The sequence below is a fragment of the Mycolicibacterium arcueilense genome (assembly GCF_058536225.1).
This window is the reverse complement of record NZ_JBZTYL010000007.1, coordinates 2081341-2099569: the sequence shown is the minus strand read 5'-3', so window position 1 is coordinate 2099569 and position 18229 is coordinate 2081341. Positions and strand designations below refer to the sequence as shown.

18 protein-coding genes are annotated in these 18229 nt (G+C 65.2%); 9 read left to right on the top strand and 9 right to left on the bottom strand.

What is annotated here, in order from left to right; all coding sequences use genetic code 11:
* Positions 1-105: 105 nt before the first annotated feature.
* Positions 106-1641 carry a multicopper oxidase family protein gene (locus AC4LGL_RS14285; RefSeq protein ID WP_491839249.1) on the bottom strand — a complete coding sequence of 512 codons (1536 nt, stop codon included), beginning with the start codon at positions 1639-1641 and terminating at the stop codon, positions 106-108.
* 497 nt (positions 1642-2138) lie between these two features.
* Between AC4LGL_RS14285 and AC4LGL_RS14280 the strand changes: the two genes are divergently transcribed.
* Entirely contained in the window at positions 2139-3017 is an 879-nt protein-coding gene (locus AC4LGL_RS14280; protein WP_491839374.1) for a L,D-transpeptidase, read from the top strand.
* A gap of 127 nt (positions 3018-3144) precedes the next feature.
* Here AC4LGL_RS14280 and AC4LGL_RS14275 read toward each other — a convergent pair whose 3' ends face one another.
* From AC4LGL_RS14275 to AC4LGL_RS14255, 5 genes are all read right to left on the bottom strand, one after another.
* Entirely contained in the window at positions 3145-3444 is a 300-nt protein-coding gene (locus AC4LGL_RS14275; RefSeq protein ID WP_491839248.1) for a hypothetical protein, read from the bottom strand.
* 191 nt (positions 3445-3635) lie between these two features.
* Positions 3636-4937: a TrpB-like pyridoxal phosphate-dependent enzyme gene (locus AC4LGL_RS14270; protein WP_491839247.1), complete on the bottom strand. Its 1302-nt coding sequence runs from the start codon at positions 4935-4937 to the stop codon at positions 3636-3638.
* Complete coding sequence (locus tag AC4LGL_RS14265; RefSeq protein ID WP_491839246.1) at positions 4934-5725, bottom strand: rhomboid-like protein; 792 nt, start codon at positions 5723-5725, stop codon at positions 4934-4936. The genes AC4LGL_RS14270 and AC4LGL_RS14265 overlap by 4 nt, the downstream gene beginning before the upstream one ends.
* 26 nt (positions 5726-5751) lie before the next feature.
* On the bottom strand, positions 5752-7140 hold the full coding sequence (locus AC4LGL_RS14260; RefSeq protein ID WP_491839245.1) for an MprF family protein: 1389 nt from the start codon (positions 7138-7140) through the stop codon (positions 5752-5754).
* Between the two features lie 187 nt (positions 7141-7327).
* Positions 7328-7864, bottom strand: a complete 537-nt coding sequence (locus AC4LGL_RS14255) for a CGNR zinc finger domain-containing protein (protein WP_491839244.1) — start codon at positions 7862-7864, stop codon at positions 7328-7330.
* A 25-nt stretch (positions 7865-7889) separates the two neighbouring features.
* Between AC4LGL_RS14255 and AC4LGL_RS14250 the strand changes: the two genes are divergently transcribed.
* The 5 genes from AC4LGL_RS14250 to AC4LGL_RS14230 all read left to right on the top strand — a co-directional run bounded on the left by AC4LGL_RS14250 (position 7890) and on the right by AC4LGL_RS14230 (position 11769).
* Entirely contained in the window at positions 7890-9302 is a 1413-nt protein-coding gene (locus AC4LGL_RS14250; protein WP_491839243.1) for an MFS transporter, read from the top strand.
* Positions 9303-9383: 81 nt separating this feature from the next.
* On the top strand, positions 9384-9668 hold the full coding sequence (locus tag AC4LGL_RS14245) for a hypothetical protein (RefSeq protein ID WP_491839242.1): 285 nt from the start codon (positions 9384-9386) through the stop codon (positions 9666-9668).
* Positions 9669-9787: 119 nt separating this feature from the next.
* Positions 9788-10633 carry an alpha/beta fold hydrolase gene (locus AC4LGL_RS14240; protein ID WP_491839241.1) on the top strand — a complete coding sequence of 282 codons (846 nt, stop codon included), beginning with the start codon at positions 9788-9790 and terminating at the stop codon, positions 10631-10633.
* Positions 10634-10748: 115 nt separating this feature from the next.
* Entirely contained in the window at positions 10749-11270 is a 522-nt protein-coding gene (locus AC4LGL_RS14235) for a nuclear transport factor 2-like protein (protein WP_064881473.1), read from the top strand.
* Between the two features lie 190 nt (positions 11271-11460).
* On the top strand, positions 11461-11769 hold the full coding sequence (locus AC4LGL_RS14230) for a hypothetical protein (protein WP_055114037.1): 309 nt from the start codon (positions 11461-11463) through the stop codon (positions 11767-11769).
* Positions 11770-11831: 62 nt separating this feature from the next.
* Here the strand turns inward: AC4LGL_RS14230 and AC4LGL_RS14225 are convergent, their stop codons facing one another.
* Both AC4LGL_RS14225 and AC4LGL_RS14220 read right to left on the bottom strand, forming a co-directional pair.
* Positions 11832-12698, bottom strand: a complete 867-nt coding sequence (locus AC4LGL_RS14225) for an ESX-1 system-associated protein (RefSeq protein ID WP_491839240.1) — start codon at positions 12696-12698, stop codon at positions 11832-11834.
* A gap of 185 nt (positions 12699-12883) precedes the next feature.
* Positions 12884-13531: a LysM peptidoglycan-binding domain-containing protein gene (locus AC4LGL_RS14220; protein WP_491839239.1), complete on the bottom strand. Its 648-nt coding sequence runs from the start codon at positions 13529-13531 to the stop codon at positions 12884-12886.
* A 218-nt stretch (positions 13532-13749) separates the two neighbouring features.
* On the opposite strand from AC4LGL_RS14220, the gene AC4LGL_RS14215 reads away from it, so the two are divergent.
* Genes AC4LGL_RS14215 through AC4LGL_RS14205 form a run of 3 tightly spaced genes read left to right on the top strand, consistent with a single transcriptional unit; the run spans position 13750 to position 16731 of the window.
* Positions 13750-14772 carry a hypothetical protein gene (locus AC4LGL_RS14215; RefSeq protein ID WP_491839238.1) on the top strand — a complete coding sequence of 341 codons (1023 nt, stop codon included), beginning with the start codon at positions 13750-13752 and terminating at the stop codon, positions 14770-14772.
* 30 nt (positions 14773-14802) lie between these two features.
* Positions 14803-15651 (top strand): alpha/beta fold hydrolase, encoded by an 849-nt coding sequence (locus AC4LGL_RS14210; RefSeq protein WP_491839237.1) that lies wholly within the window; start codon positions 14803-14805, stop codon positions 15649-15651.
* Between the two features lie 15 nt (positions 15652-15666).
* Positions 15667-16731, top strand: coding sequence for an isocitrate/isopropylmalate dehydrogenase family protein (locus tag AC4LGL_RS14205; protein WP_491839236.1), 1065 nt, complete (start codon positions 15667-15669; stop codon positions 16729-16731).
* 3 nt (positions 16732-16734) lie between these two features.
* Here the strand turns inward: AC4LGL_RS14205 and AC4LGL_RS14200 are convergent, their stop codons facing one another.
* Positions 16735-18114 (bottom strand): purine-cytosine permease family protein, encoded by a 1380-nt coding sequence (locus AC4LGL_RS14200; RefSeq protein WP_491839235.1) that lies wholly within the window; start codon positions 18112-18114, stop codon positions 16735-16737.
* Positions 18115-18229: the final 115 nt, after the last annotated feature.

Here is an 18229-nt window from a genome sequence, read left to right as displayed (position 1 = left end):
CTCCAAGATCGGTGATGCGAGCGTACCTCGCGCCGGGGCGCCGCAGCCGGCTCGACGCGGTGGCCGTACCTACTACATAGGCTCGTACGTAGTACTGGCCTAAGTTCAGCCGGCGTAGTCGACACGGGTCATCATCCCCGCATCCTGGTGGTATGTGTTGTGGCAGTGGAGCATCCAGGCACCGGGATTGTCAGCGGCGAACACCACGCGCACCTGCTGCATCGGCAACACGATCAGGGTGTCCTTACGGGCGCCGGGCCGACCGTCTGCACCCATGACCTGAAAGGTGTGGCCGTGCAGATGCATCGGATGCCACATCATCGACGAGTTCCGGAATGTCATTGCCACCCGTTGCCCTTCGCGCACGGTCAGCGGCTGCGCTTCGGCGAAGTTGCGGCCATTGATGGTCCACGTGTAGGTCGCCATCGAGCCACCCAGCTCGACGGGCAGCTCGACATCGACCGGCTTGGAGTCGAACGTGGCCTCCGGAGTTGCGGTGAACACATTGACCGTGCCGAGCCGTCCCCGCAACTCCGGCGGCGCGTAGTCCGGCGGCGGGGTCGAGCCATCGGCGGTGATCAGCAAGGCCCGCGTGGACGCATTCTTCCCCTCGGCGGCCGCAACGAGGGGAAACACCCCGTCCCCTGCGGTGACCACCACGTCATAGCGCTCGCCCATTCCCAGCAGTACCGCATCCACCTCGGTGGGGACCACCGGGAAACCGTCGGTGTGGGTGACGGTCATGCGGTGCCCGGCCAATGCGACGCGGAATGCCGTATCGGAGCCGGCGTTGATCAACCGGATCCGCACCCGTTGGCCGGGTCGCACCCGGAAGCTGGTGGGGTTCTGAGCGTTTCGACCATTGGCGACGTACATCGGGTAGTCGACGTCGCCGGCATCGCCCCCGAGGGCCGAACTTTCGCGACCACCCGTGGGTCCCATCGCTTCGTGCCCGGTCATGCCCGGCATGCCACCCATGCCGGGCATGTTGTGTCTCCCGCCCGACGGCTTGCGCAAGCGGTCGTAGATCTGGGCAGGGCTTTCACCGACGCCATCGGTCCAATCGTCGAGCATCACCACCCATTCGGCGTCATATCGGCCCGGGTCATCGGGATCATCGATGATCACCGGGAAGTACAGGCCGGTATCGGCGTCCAGTCCGGTATGCGGGTGTGCCCAGTAGGTTCCGGGATGAGGCGCCGAGAACCGGTACGTGAAATCACCCCCGTCGGGGATGTCCGGGGTGGCCGGTGCCGCCCCGTCCATGTCATTGCGGAGCGCCAGACCGTGCCAATGCGCCGAGGTGGCACGGCCGAGCCTGTTGCGCACCGTGACCTCCAGCTCATCGCCGACCGACGCTCGCAACAGCGGCCCGGGCACAACGTCGGTGTAGGCGATGGTTTCGGCGACCCGACCACCGAGATCGACCCGTGCGCGCTGTGCGGTCACAGTGGTCGACACGGTGCGGCCACTGTGCGGGCGGCGAGCCTCGGCCGCGGCGATCGCATCCCGGGAAGTCGCTGCGGTCGAGGTGGCGCCCGCGTCACGTTGACACGCCGCGATGGCCGTCGCGCTCAAGGCGGCCGTGGCCACGAGGAATCCCCGGCGGCTCAGACGCGGCAGGCTGGTGGTGTCGGGCATGGTCGGGGCTCCAGTGGTCTTACGTGACAGGTGCGTGGGTGCTCTGCCACCACCTGACCACCGGAGAACAGTGAATCGGTATGGGTTATGTGAAGGTTTGTTGAAGAACTGCGCCTCAGCGGTGACACACCAAGGTTGTCGTAGGAACCGAAACTCATATCGAACGCAAAGCGCTACGCTATTTTCTACGTATTTATCGCGTATGTGACACCTACGTACGGGGTGATCACGCAGGTCATCGCAGTCGTCGGCGCGCTGTACTCGGTAAATTTTTCACAAAAGTAGTGGCAAATAACCACTTTCGGCGGGTACCTCGCGCTTGCGATCGGCCGCCCGGTCGCTGCCACGATCTACTATCCCCGTACGTAGCTAGTAGACTGGTCGCGCAACCATGAATCCGCCCGAGCGGACGTGGTCATCAAGGACACCTCGTCGATGGAGGCCTCGTGCAGCACCGCACCAGCTACCTGTGGATCACCGCGATCGCGGCGACCGTCATGGTCACCGCATCAAGCGTGACCGGCACTTCCGCACTGGCGGAGCCGGCGGGACCCCCACCACCCGTCGAACCGGCACCTCACCTCGCGCCCCAGATGCTGTGGCCCGCCCCCTTCGGCGCGGCCGCTACTGTCGGTACCCCGGCAGGGCAGAACCCCTTGCCCTTCACCGGCGAACCGCCGTTCCTGCCACCGGCATTCAATCCGGCAAACGGAGCCACGGTCGGTGTCGCCAAGCCGATCTCCATCACGTTCCAACGGCCGATCGCAGACCGCCAGCTGGCCGAGGATGCCATCCACATCTCGTCCAACCCTCCGGTGCCCGGAAAGTTCTACTGGATGAGCAATACTCAGGTGCGTTGGCGTCCAATCGATTTCTGGCCGGCAGGGACCGTGGTGAACATCGATGCCGCCGGTACGAATTCCAGTTTCCGCGTCGGTGATTCACTGGTTGCCACGATCGACGACAGCACCCATCAGATGCAGATCCACCGTAACGGCGAGCTGGAGAAGACGTTTCCGGTATCGCTGGGTAAGCCTGGCTACGAAACCCCCAACGGGACCTACTACGTACTGGAGAAGTTCTCCGACATCATCATGGACTCGTCGACGTACGGGGTCCCGGTGAATTCCGCCGAGGGCTACAAGCTCAAGGTTCAGAACGCCGTCCGTCTCAGCAACACCGGAATCTTCGCGCACAGCGCACCCTGGTCGGTCGCCGATCAAGGCAAACGCAATGTCAGCCACGGCTGCCCCAACCTCAGCCCCGCCAACGCCCAGTGGTTCTTCGACCACTTCGGCAGCGGCGACCCTGTCGTGGTCAAGAACTCCGTCGGCCTCTACAACCAGCCGGACGGCGCCCAGGACTGGCAGATGTGATCAACGCGGGGCACCGAGCCCGCCGCCTCGATTTGCGGTGGGCTCGGTGCTTCCGGCGGTGCCGAAATGGGCTCGCGAATTGGCTGAATTAAACGCCAGTAATTGATTGTCGACCTTGGAAAGAAATTCAGCGATTACACATGAGGTCGACGTATGCAGTCGTATAGCGCACTAGATTGTTCACATTGCCCGTCGGCCCGCGCTGCACCCACGAGTGTTTGACGTCGGTGCCCTGCCGCACCGCAGTCACGGTGCATTGATCGATGGGTGCATTGCCCACCTTGTTGAGGATCACGCGAAAACCCTGCGCTTCGAGGTCGCTGATGGTCGCCTGTGCGGAGGTCTGACCACTGGGTGCCGCATGTGCCGGCGCAGATGCGGCAAACCCGAGTGCAGTCGCAACCGAGGCAACGGCGACGGTCTTCACGAACAGATTCTTCGTCATCCAATTCCCTTTCCGGCCAGTCGATAAGCCGACCCCGTATTCCTGAGGCGTCTAACATCGAGCCTAGTTGCGAATACGGGTCCAGGACGAAACTCATATGCGACGCATAATTAGCCGCATATGAGTTTCATGACCAATTCAGGTCGAATTCAGATATGAAGGGGCCGGCCCCGTCAGAAATTCCCGTCGAGGAACTCCGCATACGCCGGCAGGTCGAGTTGGCCGTGACCGGACAGCCCGATGACGACCACCTGCTCGGCCGGGTCATCGGCGACGTGCCGGGCAGCGGCGGCGATCGCGTGGGTGGCTTCCGGTGCCGGGACGATGCCCTGGGTCCGCGCGAACAGCACCCCCGCCGAGAACGCGTCGTGCTGCCCGACCGCGATGCCCTCGACCAGTCCCAGTTCGACGGTGTGGCTGAGTGCCGGCGCCATCCCGTGGTAACGCAGACCACCGGCATGGATGGGGTCGGGCACGAAATCCATTCCAAGCGTGTGCATCTTGAGCAGCGGGGTCAGGCCTGCCACGTCACCGTGGTCGTAGCGGTACTCCCCCTGCGTGATCGACGGGCACGCCGCCGGCTCGGCCGCCACGACCTTCGGGTTCGACCGGCCATGGATCTTTTCCCGCAGGAACGGGAATGCGAGCCCGGCAAGGTTGGAACCGCCACCGGCGCAGCCGAAGACGACGTCGGCCCCGTTCGGCTCGACGGCGGCGAGCTGCGCCACGGCCTCCTGACCGATCACGCTCTGATGCAGCACCACGTGATTCAGCACGCTGCCCAGCGCGTAGCGCGTGTCGGGATCGCCGGCCGCCACCTCGACGGCCTCACTGACCGCCATTCCCAGGCTGCCGGTGGTGTCGGGGGTCGCCGCCAGGATCGCGCGCCCGGACGCGGTGAGATTCGAGGGGCTTGAGTGCACGGTGCCGCCGTACGTCCGGATCAGATGACCGCGGTACGGCTTCGACTCGTAGGACGCACGGACCTGCCAGACCTCGACCTCCAGGCCGAACTGGGCCCCGGCGAACGACAGCGCGCTACCCCACTGCCCGGCGCCGGTCTCGGTGGTCAGCTTCCGGACCCCGTCGATGCTGTTGTAATAGGCTTGTGCCACAGCCGAATTGGTCTTGTGGCTGCCGACCGGACTGACGCCTTCGTACTTGACGTAGATGTGGGCACCCGTATTGAGTTCCCGCTCGAACCGCCGGGCCCGGATCAACGGGGACGGTCGCCACATCGAGTAGATCTCACGCACGGCATCCGGGATCGCGATGTACGGCTCGGTGGACACTTCCTGCGCGATCAGCCCGCTCGGAAACAGCGCTGCAAGGTCGTCCGGGGCGACCGGTTCCTTGGTGCCCGGGTGAAGGTGCGGCGGGATCGGCTGATCGAGCTCGGCCGGAAGGTTGTACCAGTGCGTCGGCACCTCGACCGTGACCAGATCGGGGTCGGCGGCGTCGGCGTGCAGCGTCATGCGGACACTGTAGTCAGGCTTGCCGTGCTGCTCTGAGACCCGGCAACCCGACGCTGGGCCCACGTGACAAGCAGTGCGGCGGCAATACCCGCTGGCAGCGCGATCGGCGTCACGGATGGCGATACACCGACGAGCATCAGGAGCCCGAATCCGATACCGATTGCCAGCAACGACAGCCGGGGCGGCGTCCAATGCGAATCAGACCGGAACCGGATCGACAGCAGAATTCCGAGGATCAACGCGACAGCGTGGCCGATGGCGGTGAAATCCGCCCCCGCGGCCGCGACCACCAACGCGGTGGTCACCCAACCGCCGATCCATGCCGGGCGCCACCTCATGGGTATCGCAGCGGTCAAGGTGCCGAGGACTGCGAGGGCGCCGTAGCTCAGCCCGACATCGTTGGCGTGCGCGACCGAGATGGGCAGCCAGCCGAGTTTGATCGCGGCGGCCAGTCCCGCGGCGACGATCAGGGTGGCACCCAGATGGCCGAGGGCGAACGCCTGGATCAACCGCCTGCCGCGCCAGAGCAGCTCGGCCAATGCGAGCAGGCACACCAGGCCCGGGAGTAGCAGATACGTGTATCCCTCAGCAGTGACGAAGGCGCTGCCGAGGAGTGTTCCCAGATGGCCCCGCCCGAGGTTCTCGAGGTTGGTGCTCAGATGGCCGACCACCCGGTCCTGCGTCTGGGGTCCCAGGATCAGCAGCAGCGACGCGATCACGAAAAGTGCCGTCGCGTAACTCAGGGTCACTCGGACCCGTAGCAGGCTGGAGAACACGCGCGACAACATCTCGATTCAGCATACCGGCGCCGAAGCTACCGAAATGCGCTGGTCAAATGGGTCGAACGGTGTGGAGTGAGTTCCAAGGTCAGCAATGCGGCCGCCGCCGGAATGACATCGACCAGTGGCAACAACACGTACCGCCGCTTCGCCATGGCATCGAACTTGCGGACGTACCGATACAGCGACTCCAGCTTGATGAGCCGGTCGCCGACGTGCGCGAGGGCCCGCAGCGCGCGCACGGTGACCTCACCGCTGCGCTCATCGCTGAAGAGCTCGGGGAACGGCGCGAAGGCCAGCGACACGCGCTCACCCTTGTGCGACGCCGCCCACCTGATCATGTCCACGGTCAGTCGCTCGTCGATCCCGTTTGGTGCGCCCGACCGGCGCCACGGCAGGTCCAGGCTCAGCTCGGTGCCACCACCGGCACTCACATAACGTTGAAATGCCTGAATCCGACCGGCACGATCGCGTCCGTAGATCAGCCACACACCGGGATATCGGCCGGACAACGTGCCGCCGAGCATCATGGAGAATCCACGCTCGGCCGTGACGGCCTTTCCCGACTGCCGCATCACGTCGAGAAGTTCTGCCCGCAACACACCGTCGATGTCGGATTCGGCGACCACCTCGGTGCTGACACCGGCGTTGTGAGTCCGCTGGACCGCCTGCCTGAGATTGCGGCGGCGCCGGCCCCGGAGGTCGAAGTCGTTGACTTCCACCACGACGTCACGCCCGATCGGAATGGCCCGCAATCTGCCGCCCGTCACGGCTCGGTCACGCCACAACATCAACCGATGTTCCGAGGCTCCCAACACCACAATGCGCCAACCCCGCGCCCGGCACAGGGCCGCAAACGCGGCAACTACTTCCTCATAGCGGGCCCGGTTTCCGATCGGATCGCCGCTGACCACCGCCATACCAGCCAGGGCGCGGTAGGCCAGGACGGCTGTGGCGTCCGCAGAGAACACGTAGCTCTTGTCCGAACACATCGCAAACGGCGCCAGTGGATCGCGCGTGGTCCGGTCGACCAGCGTTGACACCGCGGGCAGAGCGCCTGGCTGTGATTTCGATGGTCTCGGCCTGACCAACATCGCCGCTGCGAGCACGAGGCAGATCCACCCGTCCGCCGGGTGCCCGATCACCAGCGCAAACGCCCCCAGCATCACTGCGGCTGCCGCGGTGGCGCCGTGGGCCACGGTCATCGGGCGTCCGAGGAGCAGACCGTGCAGCAGAATCGTCGCGGCCAGTGACACCGCGATCAGACTCATCAGCACCGGCTCGTGACCGATCCGGCCCGTGTCGTGATCAACGAGCAGTGCCGCCGTACTGCCCGCGAGGGTCAGCACCACCACGGCCAGCAGCAGGTGCAGCCGTAGCCTGCGGTGGGCACCGAGACCGACACCGACAGTGTCCGCCGTCACGCCGGTAGGTGGGCGTGAGGCCGGTGCCGGTGACGAAGTCACATCTACGATCTCCCCGTGCTGCCCGAAGTTACGGATCAATCCCTCACCAACCAATATACGAACCGGGAGTGAATCGCGCCGCCCGAAAAGGACCGATCGGCCGTCAATTGGGGTAGCCGCGGGAGTGGTTGCGCCAGAACAGGTTTCAGCGACGTCCCGAAATACGGTTGGACCTGGCTCGGTGCCGCCTGACGGCGTCACGGTTGGCGCAGCCGTGACTGCAATACTTCTGCGTGCCGGGTCGGGTGAAGTCGACGAATGCCGTGGCGCAGTCATCCAGTGCGCATCGGCGGATACGTTGCATCCCGCGTTCAGTGAGAAAGTGGGCTGCGGCAGCGCTTGTGGCGCCGGCCAGCGTGGCGGCGAAGCCCGCGTCGGCGTCGCGGTAATGCAGATGCCAACCACTGCCGTCATGATCGGTGATCGACGGACCGGTGGCGAAGCGAGCCAGCAACTCGTTGAGGATGAGCACCCGGTTCTCCTCGGTGCCGGCATCGATGACGTCCGTCCAGCGCTCGAGAAAATCGCCCACCTGTTGGAGGTCGGCGCGCGTGACGCGACAGTGGATCGGCATGCCCAGACCTGTCCAACGCCGTTCCAGATCACCCGGCGTCGTGGCCGGGCGATTGACCAGATCGAGCGCATTCCGCAGCAACGGCTCGACGTAATGGTTTACATGCACAAGACCATTACAGCAGGGTCGGATCATGCCGTCGACCTCTCCCAACTCCATTCCCGTCCACGATGCCGCAGGCGATCGAGACACCGATTGGCGCCCCTTGGTGACCTGCTGTCTCGCGACTTTCCTACTGCTGGCGTTCACGACTGTCGTGACGGTCAGCGCCGAGTCCATCGCGGGCCGGCTCGGCGCCGGATTCGCGGTAGCCCAATGGATCATCGACGTCTACACCCTCGCGCTGGCGGCGCTCGTAATGGCGATGGGCACGCTCGGGGACCGGCTGGGTCATCGCCGGTTGTTCTTGATCGGGCTGATCATCTTCGGGGTTGCATCGGCGGCTTGTGCGACGGCAACCAGCGGCGCGGTGCTTGTTGCGGCGCGGGCCATTCAGGGCGTGGGCGGTGCCGCGATCTTCGGTACCGCCGTCCCATTGTTGACCCAGCACTACCACGCCCGGACGCGTGGGATCGCGTTCGCCGTGTGGGGTGCAGTGGCCGGGATCGGCAGCACCGTGGGGACCATTGCCGGCGGAGCGGCAACCCAATTCGTCACGTGGCGTTGGTTGTTCCTGGCGGCGCTGCCGATCTGTGCGGCTGCAGTGACCACCGGCAAGCGGTCGCTTTCGCGTGACCATCACGCGACCGTACGACTCGATGTCCCGGGATTGGCACTCATCACCACGATGATGACGGGGGCGACCTACGCGGTGATCAATGCCGGCGAGTCCGGGTGGACTTCACCCGGAACCATCGGTACCGCCGCGGTGAGCCTCGCCGCGATCTGGATTTTCGTCGGGGTCCAACGCCGCGCCGCGAATCCCACGCTGCCTCCGGACCTTTTCGCCACCCGCGGTTTCCTCGCCGTCCTCATCGCCGGATTCGCCTACTACTTCGCTGCTTTCGCCGCACTGCCGGTCCTGTCCCAATGGTTGCAGTCCAGCGCCGGCATGGCGCCACTGCAGGCTGCCCTGGTGCTGACGGTGCAACTTGCTGCGTTCGTTCTCGTTTCGCTCGCATTCAGCGCGCGCTTGCACCATGCACCGCGCAGCTGGGTACTCGGCGGTGGGACCGTACTGACCGGTCTGGCCTGCCTGGCCGGTGCCGGACTTCTGCTTCGCCCGGATTGGACCTCCCTGATCGCGGTGCTGATCGTCACCGGCATCGGGGCGGCGATCGTATCCCCTGTGCTTCCCGCAGTTGCGGCGACATCGGTCCCGCCCGCGCGGGCGGGAGTAGCGGCCGCGGCTGCCAATGCTGCGCGCCAACTCGGTCTGACCATCGGTATCGCATTGTGCGGCACCATCAGCCAGTCAGCACACACCGGCAGCGGCCCGACAACAGGTGTAGTGGTGGCCGCCCTTCTCACCTCTGGTGCGGTGGGGCTCTGTGGCGGTGCGCTCAGCGCCCTGTTGCTCCGTGACCGACGACCATTGAGCGAATGAGATCAGGTTTAGGGCTCGCGCAGACCGGATAGCCAACGTGTCCGTGAGATTCATCCGCATACGGATTGGAGGTCTACGGCTATGAATATCACCAGGATTATCGCCGGCGCGGCTGTCGCAGGTGGACTGGCGGCTGGCGCCGCCGGCCTGAGTGCGGCCACTGCGGGTGCGACCCCGGCACCGATGCCGAATCAACCGATGGTGGCAATGACCATCCCCGGCGGGCCTAATCCCGCTCCGCCGCCTGCCTGGGCGCCGCGTACACCGGCTCCGCCGATGTGGGGTGCCGGCAATCCTCAGGTCTGGGATCAGGGCTGGCAGCACTGGGGCGTCTGGATGAACGGAGTGTTCGTGCCGACGTTCTGACCGGAGTACGTCCTCCGTCACCGTGGGGTTTCCCGCGGTGACGGAGTCGTATTCAGATCATGTTCCGTGAGACGAGACTGCCAACGGCGCGACGCTCCGAAGCCCGTAGGTTGGTCGGCATGACCCAGTTGGAACTGAAGCAGATCGACACACCCGCCGGAGTCCTGCGGTATTGCGACACTGGTGAGGGACCGACGCTGCTGTTCCTACACGGCTCGGGTCCCGGGGTCACCGGCTGGCGCAACTTCCAGGGAATCCTGCCGACGTTCTCGCGGCAATTTCGTTGCCTCATACTGGAATTCCCGGGATTCGGGGTCACCGACGATATCGGCGGCCACCCCATGGTCACCGCGCAGGGGGTGGTGGGGCCGTTTGTGGATGCCCTCGCCATCGACCGCGTCCACATCGTCGGCAATTCCATGGGCGGTGGCGTCGGGATCAACTTCGCCATCCGCCAACCTGACCGCATCGGCAAGCTCGTCACCATCGGCGGAATCGGAACCAACGTGTTCAGCCCGGGACCCAGCGAGGGCATCCGGCTGCTTCAGGAGTTCACCGAAGACCCGACCCGCCAACGCCTGATCGACTGGTTGAACTCAATGGTCTACGACCCGGCGCTGGTGACCGACGAGTTGATCGAACAGCGCTGGGAGTTGGCGACCGACCCCGAGACGCTCGCCGCTGCCAAACGGATGTACGGCAAGGCGGCCTTCGCGGGAATGATGGCCGCCATGCGGTCATCCGACGCCCCGATGCCCTGGGCGCAGATGCACAAGGTGGCCGCCCCAACGCTGCTGACCTGGGGCCGAGATGATCGGGTCAGCCCCCTCGACATGGCCCTGATCCCGATGCGGACGATCCCGAACGCCGAACTGCACGTGTTCCCCAACTGCGGGCACTGGGCCATGATCGAGGCGAAAGAAGCCTTCGAGCAGACCGTGCTGGGCTTCCTGACCCGCAGCTAGGGCACAAGAAATTCATCATTGAATCTGCGATACAGCTCTGTATATTGATCGTGTGCGCCACGCCACATGAGTCGCTGGCCTGCCCTCACCGCTCCTTCAACGGAAAAGGACCGCAATGGATCTGGTCGATCGCATCGCCAAACACCGCCGTATGGCCGAGAGCTACCGGGACAAATACGTACTGCGGAAGGTCCAGGAAGGCGAGTCCTATGACGAGTGGGAGTTCACCGACGATGCCGTGTACACCTCGCCCTACTTCGTAGCCGGACAGGAACTCGTCCTCAAAGATGTGGCGACGTCCTTCGACGTCGCGGCCACCGTCGAGGCCAAGGCCTACTCGGTGGTCTTCCCGGACTGGAAGCCCGTCGACCACAAGTTCTGGCCGGCAGAGAACGGCCTCGTCATGCGCTACCGCTGGGAAGGTACGACGGCCGACGGCGAGACGATGGGCTTCTACTCGATCAGCTTCATCGACACGAACGAGGACGGCCAGATCACCCATTGGTCGACCTACGTCAACGACGAGGAGTACGGCCCCTTCCTGGAGAAGGCGATCGGCGCTCGCGGGCCGTTCCACGGCGACGAATACATGGAGGCCCTGGCCCGCCACTTCGAAAAGCACAACCTGACCTGGTGAACGTGGGCTGCCGTCCCGAATCTGATAGTCGGCTGTCAGCGCTCAATATCGTTGAATCCACGAAGTTTTCATCCCGTTACCGACCGCACAGCGCCTACCAATCATCAGCACAGGGCAAACACAACCCTTCGAAATAGCTTTGCTCTCCGTGCGGCACCGTCGTCGCACTGGTCAGAAACGGAGTAGAGCAATGGGTTTCAAGAGATCCGTGGGCATATCGGCGATGGCGGCAGGAATCGGCATGGCTGGGCTACTGGGCCTCGGCATCGGTACCGCCGGCGCCGACCCGGGCCCTGGTTGCGACCGCCCGGGCGCGCCGCAGTGTGACCGGCACGACGACCGCGGCGCCAGGCCCGATGACTGGCACGGCCGCGGCATCGACGAGGGCCGTCGCGACCATCAACCCTTCGAATGGAACGGCCAACGGGTGACCCCGATGCCCTCCGGTGACGGCCGCGGCTGGGGCTTCTGGTTCCTCGATCGTTGGGTTCCGATGTAGACAACCGGCTCTGGTGGGGCACTCATCCCCTAGTGCCCCACCAGAATCCGGAATCAGGATGCTCAACGTGGTGTGGAGCAAACTGCTTTCACTGCGCCGTCCATCGCGGTGGCCGCGGTCCAGTCCGCTTGGTCGGGCGGCTCGAACTTCGGCAGCTTGGCGGCGTAGGTGTCCGTGTACCGCGACTGCGCCCGCAACAGACCGGCCAACAGCGGATCCGAGGCCTTGTCCGCCAAGCGGCGCAATTCGGCGGCTTCCTGATGCAGAAGCGGGATGACCGACATCGTCACCGACCGTTGCTTGCGCGACCAGCGCGCGGCCGGAATCCGATGATCGGTCTTGACCCAGGCCTGCTGCTTGCCGTCGTACCCGGCGCTGGACCGCTGCCACTGCGCACAGACCGGATCCGGCTTGACAGCGGCAAATGCCTGCGCAGGCTTGCCGCCGGGCTCATCGGTCACAGTCGACGCAACGACTTCGGCGGGAACAGGTTTCGCCGTGGACGGGGGTGGCCCCGCGGTCTGCTGCTCATCGTCGCCGGAGATGGTGACCGCCACGACGCCACCGACGAGCAACGCGACGGCGGTGGTCGCACCGATCGCTTTCCACATCCGCGCAGCGGGCATCCTGGCGCTGACCTGCCGGCGGCCGGCACCCCCGCCGGCGCCGAGGGCCACGTTGAAGGCTGCGTCCGGCCGTGCCTGTAGCTCGGTGACAGCCACCTCGACCGCCGCGGTCGGCGTTCCCAGATCCGTGAGTGCCTTGACGAACCGCGCGACCGACACGAGATCGCGTCCGTAGAGATTCGTTTGCGGTTGTCCCGCCGGGAGGAACCGCTCGACCAGGTCCTCACGCAGCTGCGACGCCCGGGCGATTTCTGCCGCGGTCAGCCAGTGCCCCGGAACATCTTCTGTCCCAAACCCGGTCATCGTTTCGCCCTTCCCACCCACACCTGAAGATTGGTACCGGATCCTGTGCACGCTCGGCAACCGCAAAGCGCTTCTACGTCACCACGTTGCTGTCACAAGTTGGGCACCGAAAGATCACGGCCCCTCGAAATCGGGGCGACACGGGATCGCCTGGCAAACAACCACTCTCGGTCAGACCGCGGTGTTCACGACGGGAAGTTCACCACCTGGCCCGAGAACAAGGTGTCCGGGCGGCTGATGTAGTTGGCCGCGGCGGCAACTGCTGCCCGAGTCTTCACATCGTGGTCTCCGTACTCCTCGACGCACAGTGATTCGAGGGTGTCACCGGCGATGTGTCTACGACGGTTCAGGCCCGGAACGATCAGGACCTGGCCCGGTGTCGGATCGATGGACGCGTCGAGATTGTTGGCGTTGGCGACGACGGCCGCGAGGTGATCATCGCCGTACCAGCGGCCGGCCAATCCCGCGAAAGTCTCCCCTGCGGCTACCGTGTGGTGTCCGACGTTGGTCAGGTCGGGCAGCAGCAACCACGTGCCGCGATGGATCTCTCGCTGCGCCACTCCGTTGACCACTTCCCAGATGAACTGGATGGCCGTGCTCGGTGTCCCATAGAAGGACTGCGTGAGCTGTTGCCGGACAGCCGGACCGTCATCGGCGGTGAACAGGTGCCGATAGGTGACGTACGGGATCAGCAGCTCCTGCCCGATGTCGATCAGGGCCGGATTGCTGAGGTGATTCTGTTCGGCGATCACGGGATAGAGACCGCCATCGCCATATTCGCGCTCGGCGATCCCGAACAAGGTGTCCCCGAGTGTCACGGTGTAGTTCTTCATCTGTCCGTGCCTTTCTGATTGTTTGCGGCGTCGATCGGCTCAGTGTCGGAGCCAGGGACAGTGGCGGTCGCGCGTAGCGCACTACCTCAAGTCGCGGAATCGGACTTGAGGTAGTGCGCTACGCGTGACCACGCCCGCCGGATCCGGCCATGCTGTGAATGCCCGACCTGTCAGTTCAGTTGCCGGACGGTGATGACGATGACGAATGAGACGTGGACATGACCGCGTTGACCACACAGCACTCGGCCGTGGGCGACCGCCGGACTCTCACGCTCGCCGGCGCCGCGAAGGCGACTGCCGGTAACCGACCAACCGGTTCCTCACTCCGGGACACCTTGCGCCACCGGCCGCTGTCGGTGTGGCGTGAGGTCGCCCGGGGCCGGCTCGCCGATCTCGAAGTCGACCTCGACGAGCTCGCCGCCGACCATGGCCACGACCCGCGTTACCTCGACGCCCGGCGGCGACTCGTGGAGGCCATCGAGATCGTCAACGCGCCACGCACGGTGCGAGGGCTGCTCAACGGGGCCGCCGTGGAAGCCACCTGGCTCCGGATTCACGCCGTGGACATCGCGGTCATCCGGCTGGCGACACCCGGAGTGGTCCGCGCCCGGCTGCCCGAAATCGTCGCCACCGGCAAGGAATTGATCGGCGACACAGATCAATCGGTCGTGGCGATCCGCGAAATTCTGGGGCATTCGAAGTGGACCGAACACGATCGGGAAGTTTTGGCGCACAGTGCCAGGGCGGTACATGCCGCCTCCGACAGCGAGAGCATGCGACTACGCAGCTTCCGCAACATCCTGCTGGGCGCGACGGCGGTGTTGGGATTGTTGGCCATCTGTTTCGGGGTTGTCGGCGCCCTTCGACCTGACACTTTCGGTCTGGTCTCAACCGGCACGTCGACACCCCGTGCCGACGTCGCGATCGCCGAGCTTCTGGGCCTGGTGAGCGCCAGCCTTGTCGGTGCGGTGGCAATCCGCCGGATGAAAGGAACATCGACGGCTTATGCGGTGCCGATGGCCTCGCTGCTGCTCAAACTTCCCACCGGCGCATTGACCGCTGTCGCCGGATTGCTGATGGTCAAGGCGGGCATCGCCGGGGACGGGGTCAGCGTCACCACCAGCGCCCACGTAGTCGGCTACTCGTTGCTTTTCGGAGCGTCGCAGCAAGGCATCACCGGAATGGTGGACCGCCAGGCCCAGAGCCTGCTCAACAACATCTCGTCGAAGGACAATGCCTGACCGACTCGTCTACTTGGCATGATGCTGCTCATGGAGCAATACCGCCGCGGGGAATTCGTATTCGACGTCACGGACAGCGGACCTGCCGACGGGCCGGTGGTCATACTGCTGCACGGCTTCCCCCAGCAGAACACCAGCTGGGCGCAGATCGCCCCGCTGCTCACCGCAAAGGGCTTCCGGTGCCTGGCACCCAACCAGCGCGGGTACTCGCCCGGTGCCCGGCCGACCCGCCGCCGCGATTACCGTTCGGTGGAATTGGTCGAGGACACCCTGGCGCTGATCGATGCGAGCGGTGCCGACCGAGTACATCTCGTCGGCCACGACTGGGGCGCCGCGGTCGCATGGGGCGTGGCTGCCGGCGCACCCGAGAGGCTGGCCTCGTTGTCCGCGCTGTCGGTGCCCCACCCGATGGCGTTCGTGCGGTCCATGCTGACCAGCCGGCAGGGTCTGGCGTCCTGGTACATGTATGTCAATCAACTGCCCTGGGTGTCCGAACGATTGATGCTCGGGCGCGACGCCCGTGGTAAGGCCATTGCCAAATCCTTGATCCGCAGCGGGCTGACACCCCAAGCCGCTGAACGTGACGCTCGGGCCATGACGGAAACCGGGGCCCTGACCGCGGCGCTGAACTGGTATCGCGCCATGCCGCTGAACGGATCGGGCCTGCGCGCAACGGACAAGATCACGGTGCCGACGCTGTACGTCTGGAGTGACCGCGACATCGCGATCACCGCGAAGCCGGCGCGCGACACCGCGAATTACGTGAGCGGTCCCTACCGTTTCGAAACGCTCCACGGAGCGTCACACTGGCTTCCGGAGGAGAAGCCGACGGAGATCGCGGACATGTTGTTGCAGTGGTTCGCAACCCATCCCGTGTGAGCGGAAGGTGACAGAGTGCTGACCTTGGGAGTGCTTCTCGGCGACGGTATCGGCCCTGAGATCGTGGATTCGGCCACCAGGGTCGCCGAACGGGCTCTGGCCACGGCGTCGGTCGACGTGCACTGGCGCGAACTGCCGTTCGGCCTCGAGGCGATCGGCGAGTACGGGACCCCCCTGCCGGAACCGACACTGGCCGAACTCGACGGGCTGCCGGGATGGATCCTCGGACCGCACGACAACGCCGGATACCCTGAGCAGTTCCGCGGCACCTTGTCGCCCGGCGGGGCAATCCGCAAGCGCTACAACCTGTTCGCCAACATCCGGCCTGCGCGCACCTTGAGTACTGCGATCGCTGCGGTATGCCCCGATCTCGACGTCGTCATCGTCAGGGAGAACACCGAAGGGTTCTACGCCGACCGCAACATGTACGACGGTGCAGGCGAATTCATGCCCACCCCCGATGTCGCGCTGGCCGTCGCCGTCTTCACCCGGACCGCGTGTGAGCGGATCGCCCATCAGGCGTTCCAGTTGGCCGTCGCTCGGCGTAGGTCGGTCACCATCGGCCACAAGACGAATGTCCTGGCCAAGACCACCGGGCTGTTCCGCGACGTGTGTCTGACCGTCGCCGCTGACTACCCCGATGTGGAAGTCCGTGGCGAGCACATCGATGCATTGGCGGCTCGATTGGTGAGCCATCCCCGCGATTTCGACGTGATCGTCGCAGAGAACATGTTCGGCGACATCCTCTCCGACCTGGCCGGCCAATTGAGCGGCTCACTGGGGATGGCGCCCTCCATCAACGCCTCGCACACTCACGCGATGGCGCAGGCCGCACACGGATCGGCGCCCGACATTGCCGGACGCGACATCGCCAACCCCGTGGCGATGATCCTGTCCACCGCGATGTTGCTGCGCTGGTTGGCCGGGCGCGACGGCGGCACACCGGCACTCGGCGTCGCCGCCGACCGGATCGAGGAGGCCATCCGTCGTGTCCTCGACGCCGGTGTCGGAACGCCCGACATCGGTGGCAGCGCGTCGACCTCGTCCTTCACCGAGCACGTACTCGCCGCACTGCAGTGACTGCTAGGAACGGCGCGCCACAAGTCGATAGCCACCGTAAATCAACAGCGCCGCAAGGAAATTGACGAAGTAGGCAATGTCGGCGCCATGCCAGGCAGTTGCCACCGCACCCTGGATCAGGGTGGTGTTCATGAACGGCATGGCCACCACGTAGGCAACCAGGAACGCGAGCAGGGCGGCCACCGCGTCACGTCGGGCCGTGGGTTCGGCACTCGGGTCGATGCTGGTGCGTCCCCTGGTGCGGAGCAGCCAATCCACCACGTTCACCGCGACGAACGCCGGGATCCAGTAGCTGACCAAGAGCAGGACATCGGTGAACCTGGTCGCGGTGTCGGCGGCGTGCAGCCACAGGATCAAGCCGAACGCCAATGCCGTCACGATGATCGCCGACACCGGCCTGCGCACCCGCACGCCGATGGTCTGCAAGGCCAAGGAACCGCTGTAGTCGTTCATCACCCCGGACCCGATCGCCGCGAGCGCGATCACCAACAAAGCCAGGCCGCCGAGCAGACCGCCACCCATGACCGCGTGAACACCGTCGGCCGTCTGCTCTCCGATGACCGATGCGGCCGCGATTCCGATGCCCTGGACGAAGACGTAGGCCAACACGATCCCGGCGAACGAATAGCCGAACACCTGCCACCGCGACGACTCCGTCGGAAGGTACCGGCTGAAATCGGCGGCATAACTGGCCCACGAGATGGCCAGACTCAGCGCGATCGTGACCTCGAAAACGAAGGCTCCGGCCAGATCCGCGCCGCCCGCGGTCGGCGCCACCACGATGTCGTGGCCGCTGATCAGTTTGACGGTGAACACGGCGAACGTGAGAAACAGGATGACGGTCAGCACTGCCTGCAGTCGGTGGATCAGCTCGTAGCCGAAGAAGCCGACGACGCCCTGCACGGCCAGCACGATCAGTACCGCGCTCCAGAACGGGATGCCGAGTAGCGCCGCGAGCGCCTCGCCGCCGAACAGGCCGACGAGTGCGTCCCACGCTATCGACGATCCCCATTGCAGGATGCCCGGCACCACCACCAGACCGCCGAAGGCCATGCGTGCGTTGGGAAGTTGTCCTGTCCCGGTCCGGGGCCCCCACGTCGACAGGTAGGCCACCACGGCCGAACCCAGGACCGTGCCGATCACCATGGCCAGCAGTCCGAGCCAGAAGCCCAACCCGAGGGTGATCGCCAATGTCCCGGTGAACACTCCGGTCATGTTCACCTGCGGCGCGAACCAGACCGTGAACAGCCGGGCCGGATGTCCGTAGCGCTGGTCGGCGGCGAGCGGCGCGATCCCGTGGGTTTCGACCGTCAGATCGCCCGCACCTGTCGGGCGGCGTCCGCTGAACGTTGACGCGTTGAGTGCGCTGACTCCGAAAGCCATTTGTCTATTCGACCACGCACCCGGTGTACGGGCGCGTGCCGCACCATGGCCATAATCGAGAAACACAAAGATTAGCTATGGATCGGAGCGGAAGTGGCGAGGACCGAAGCTGACC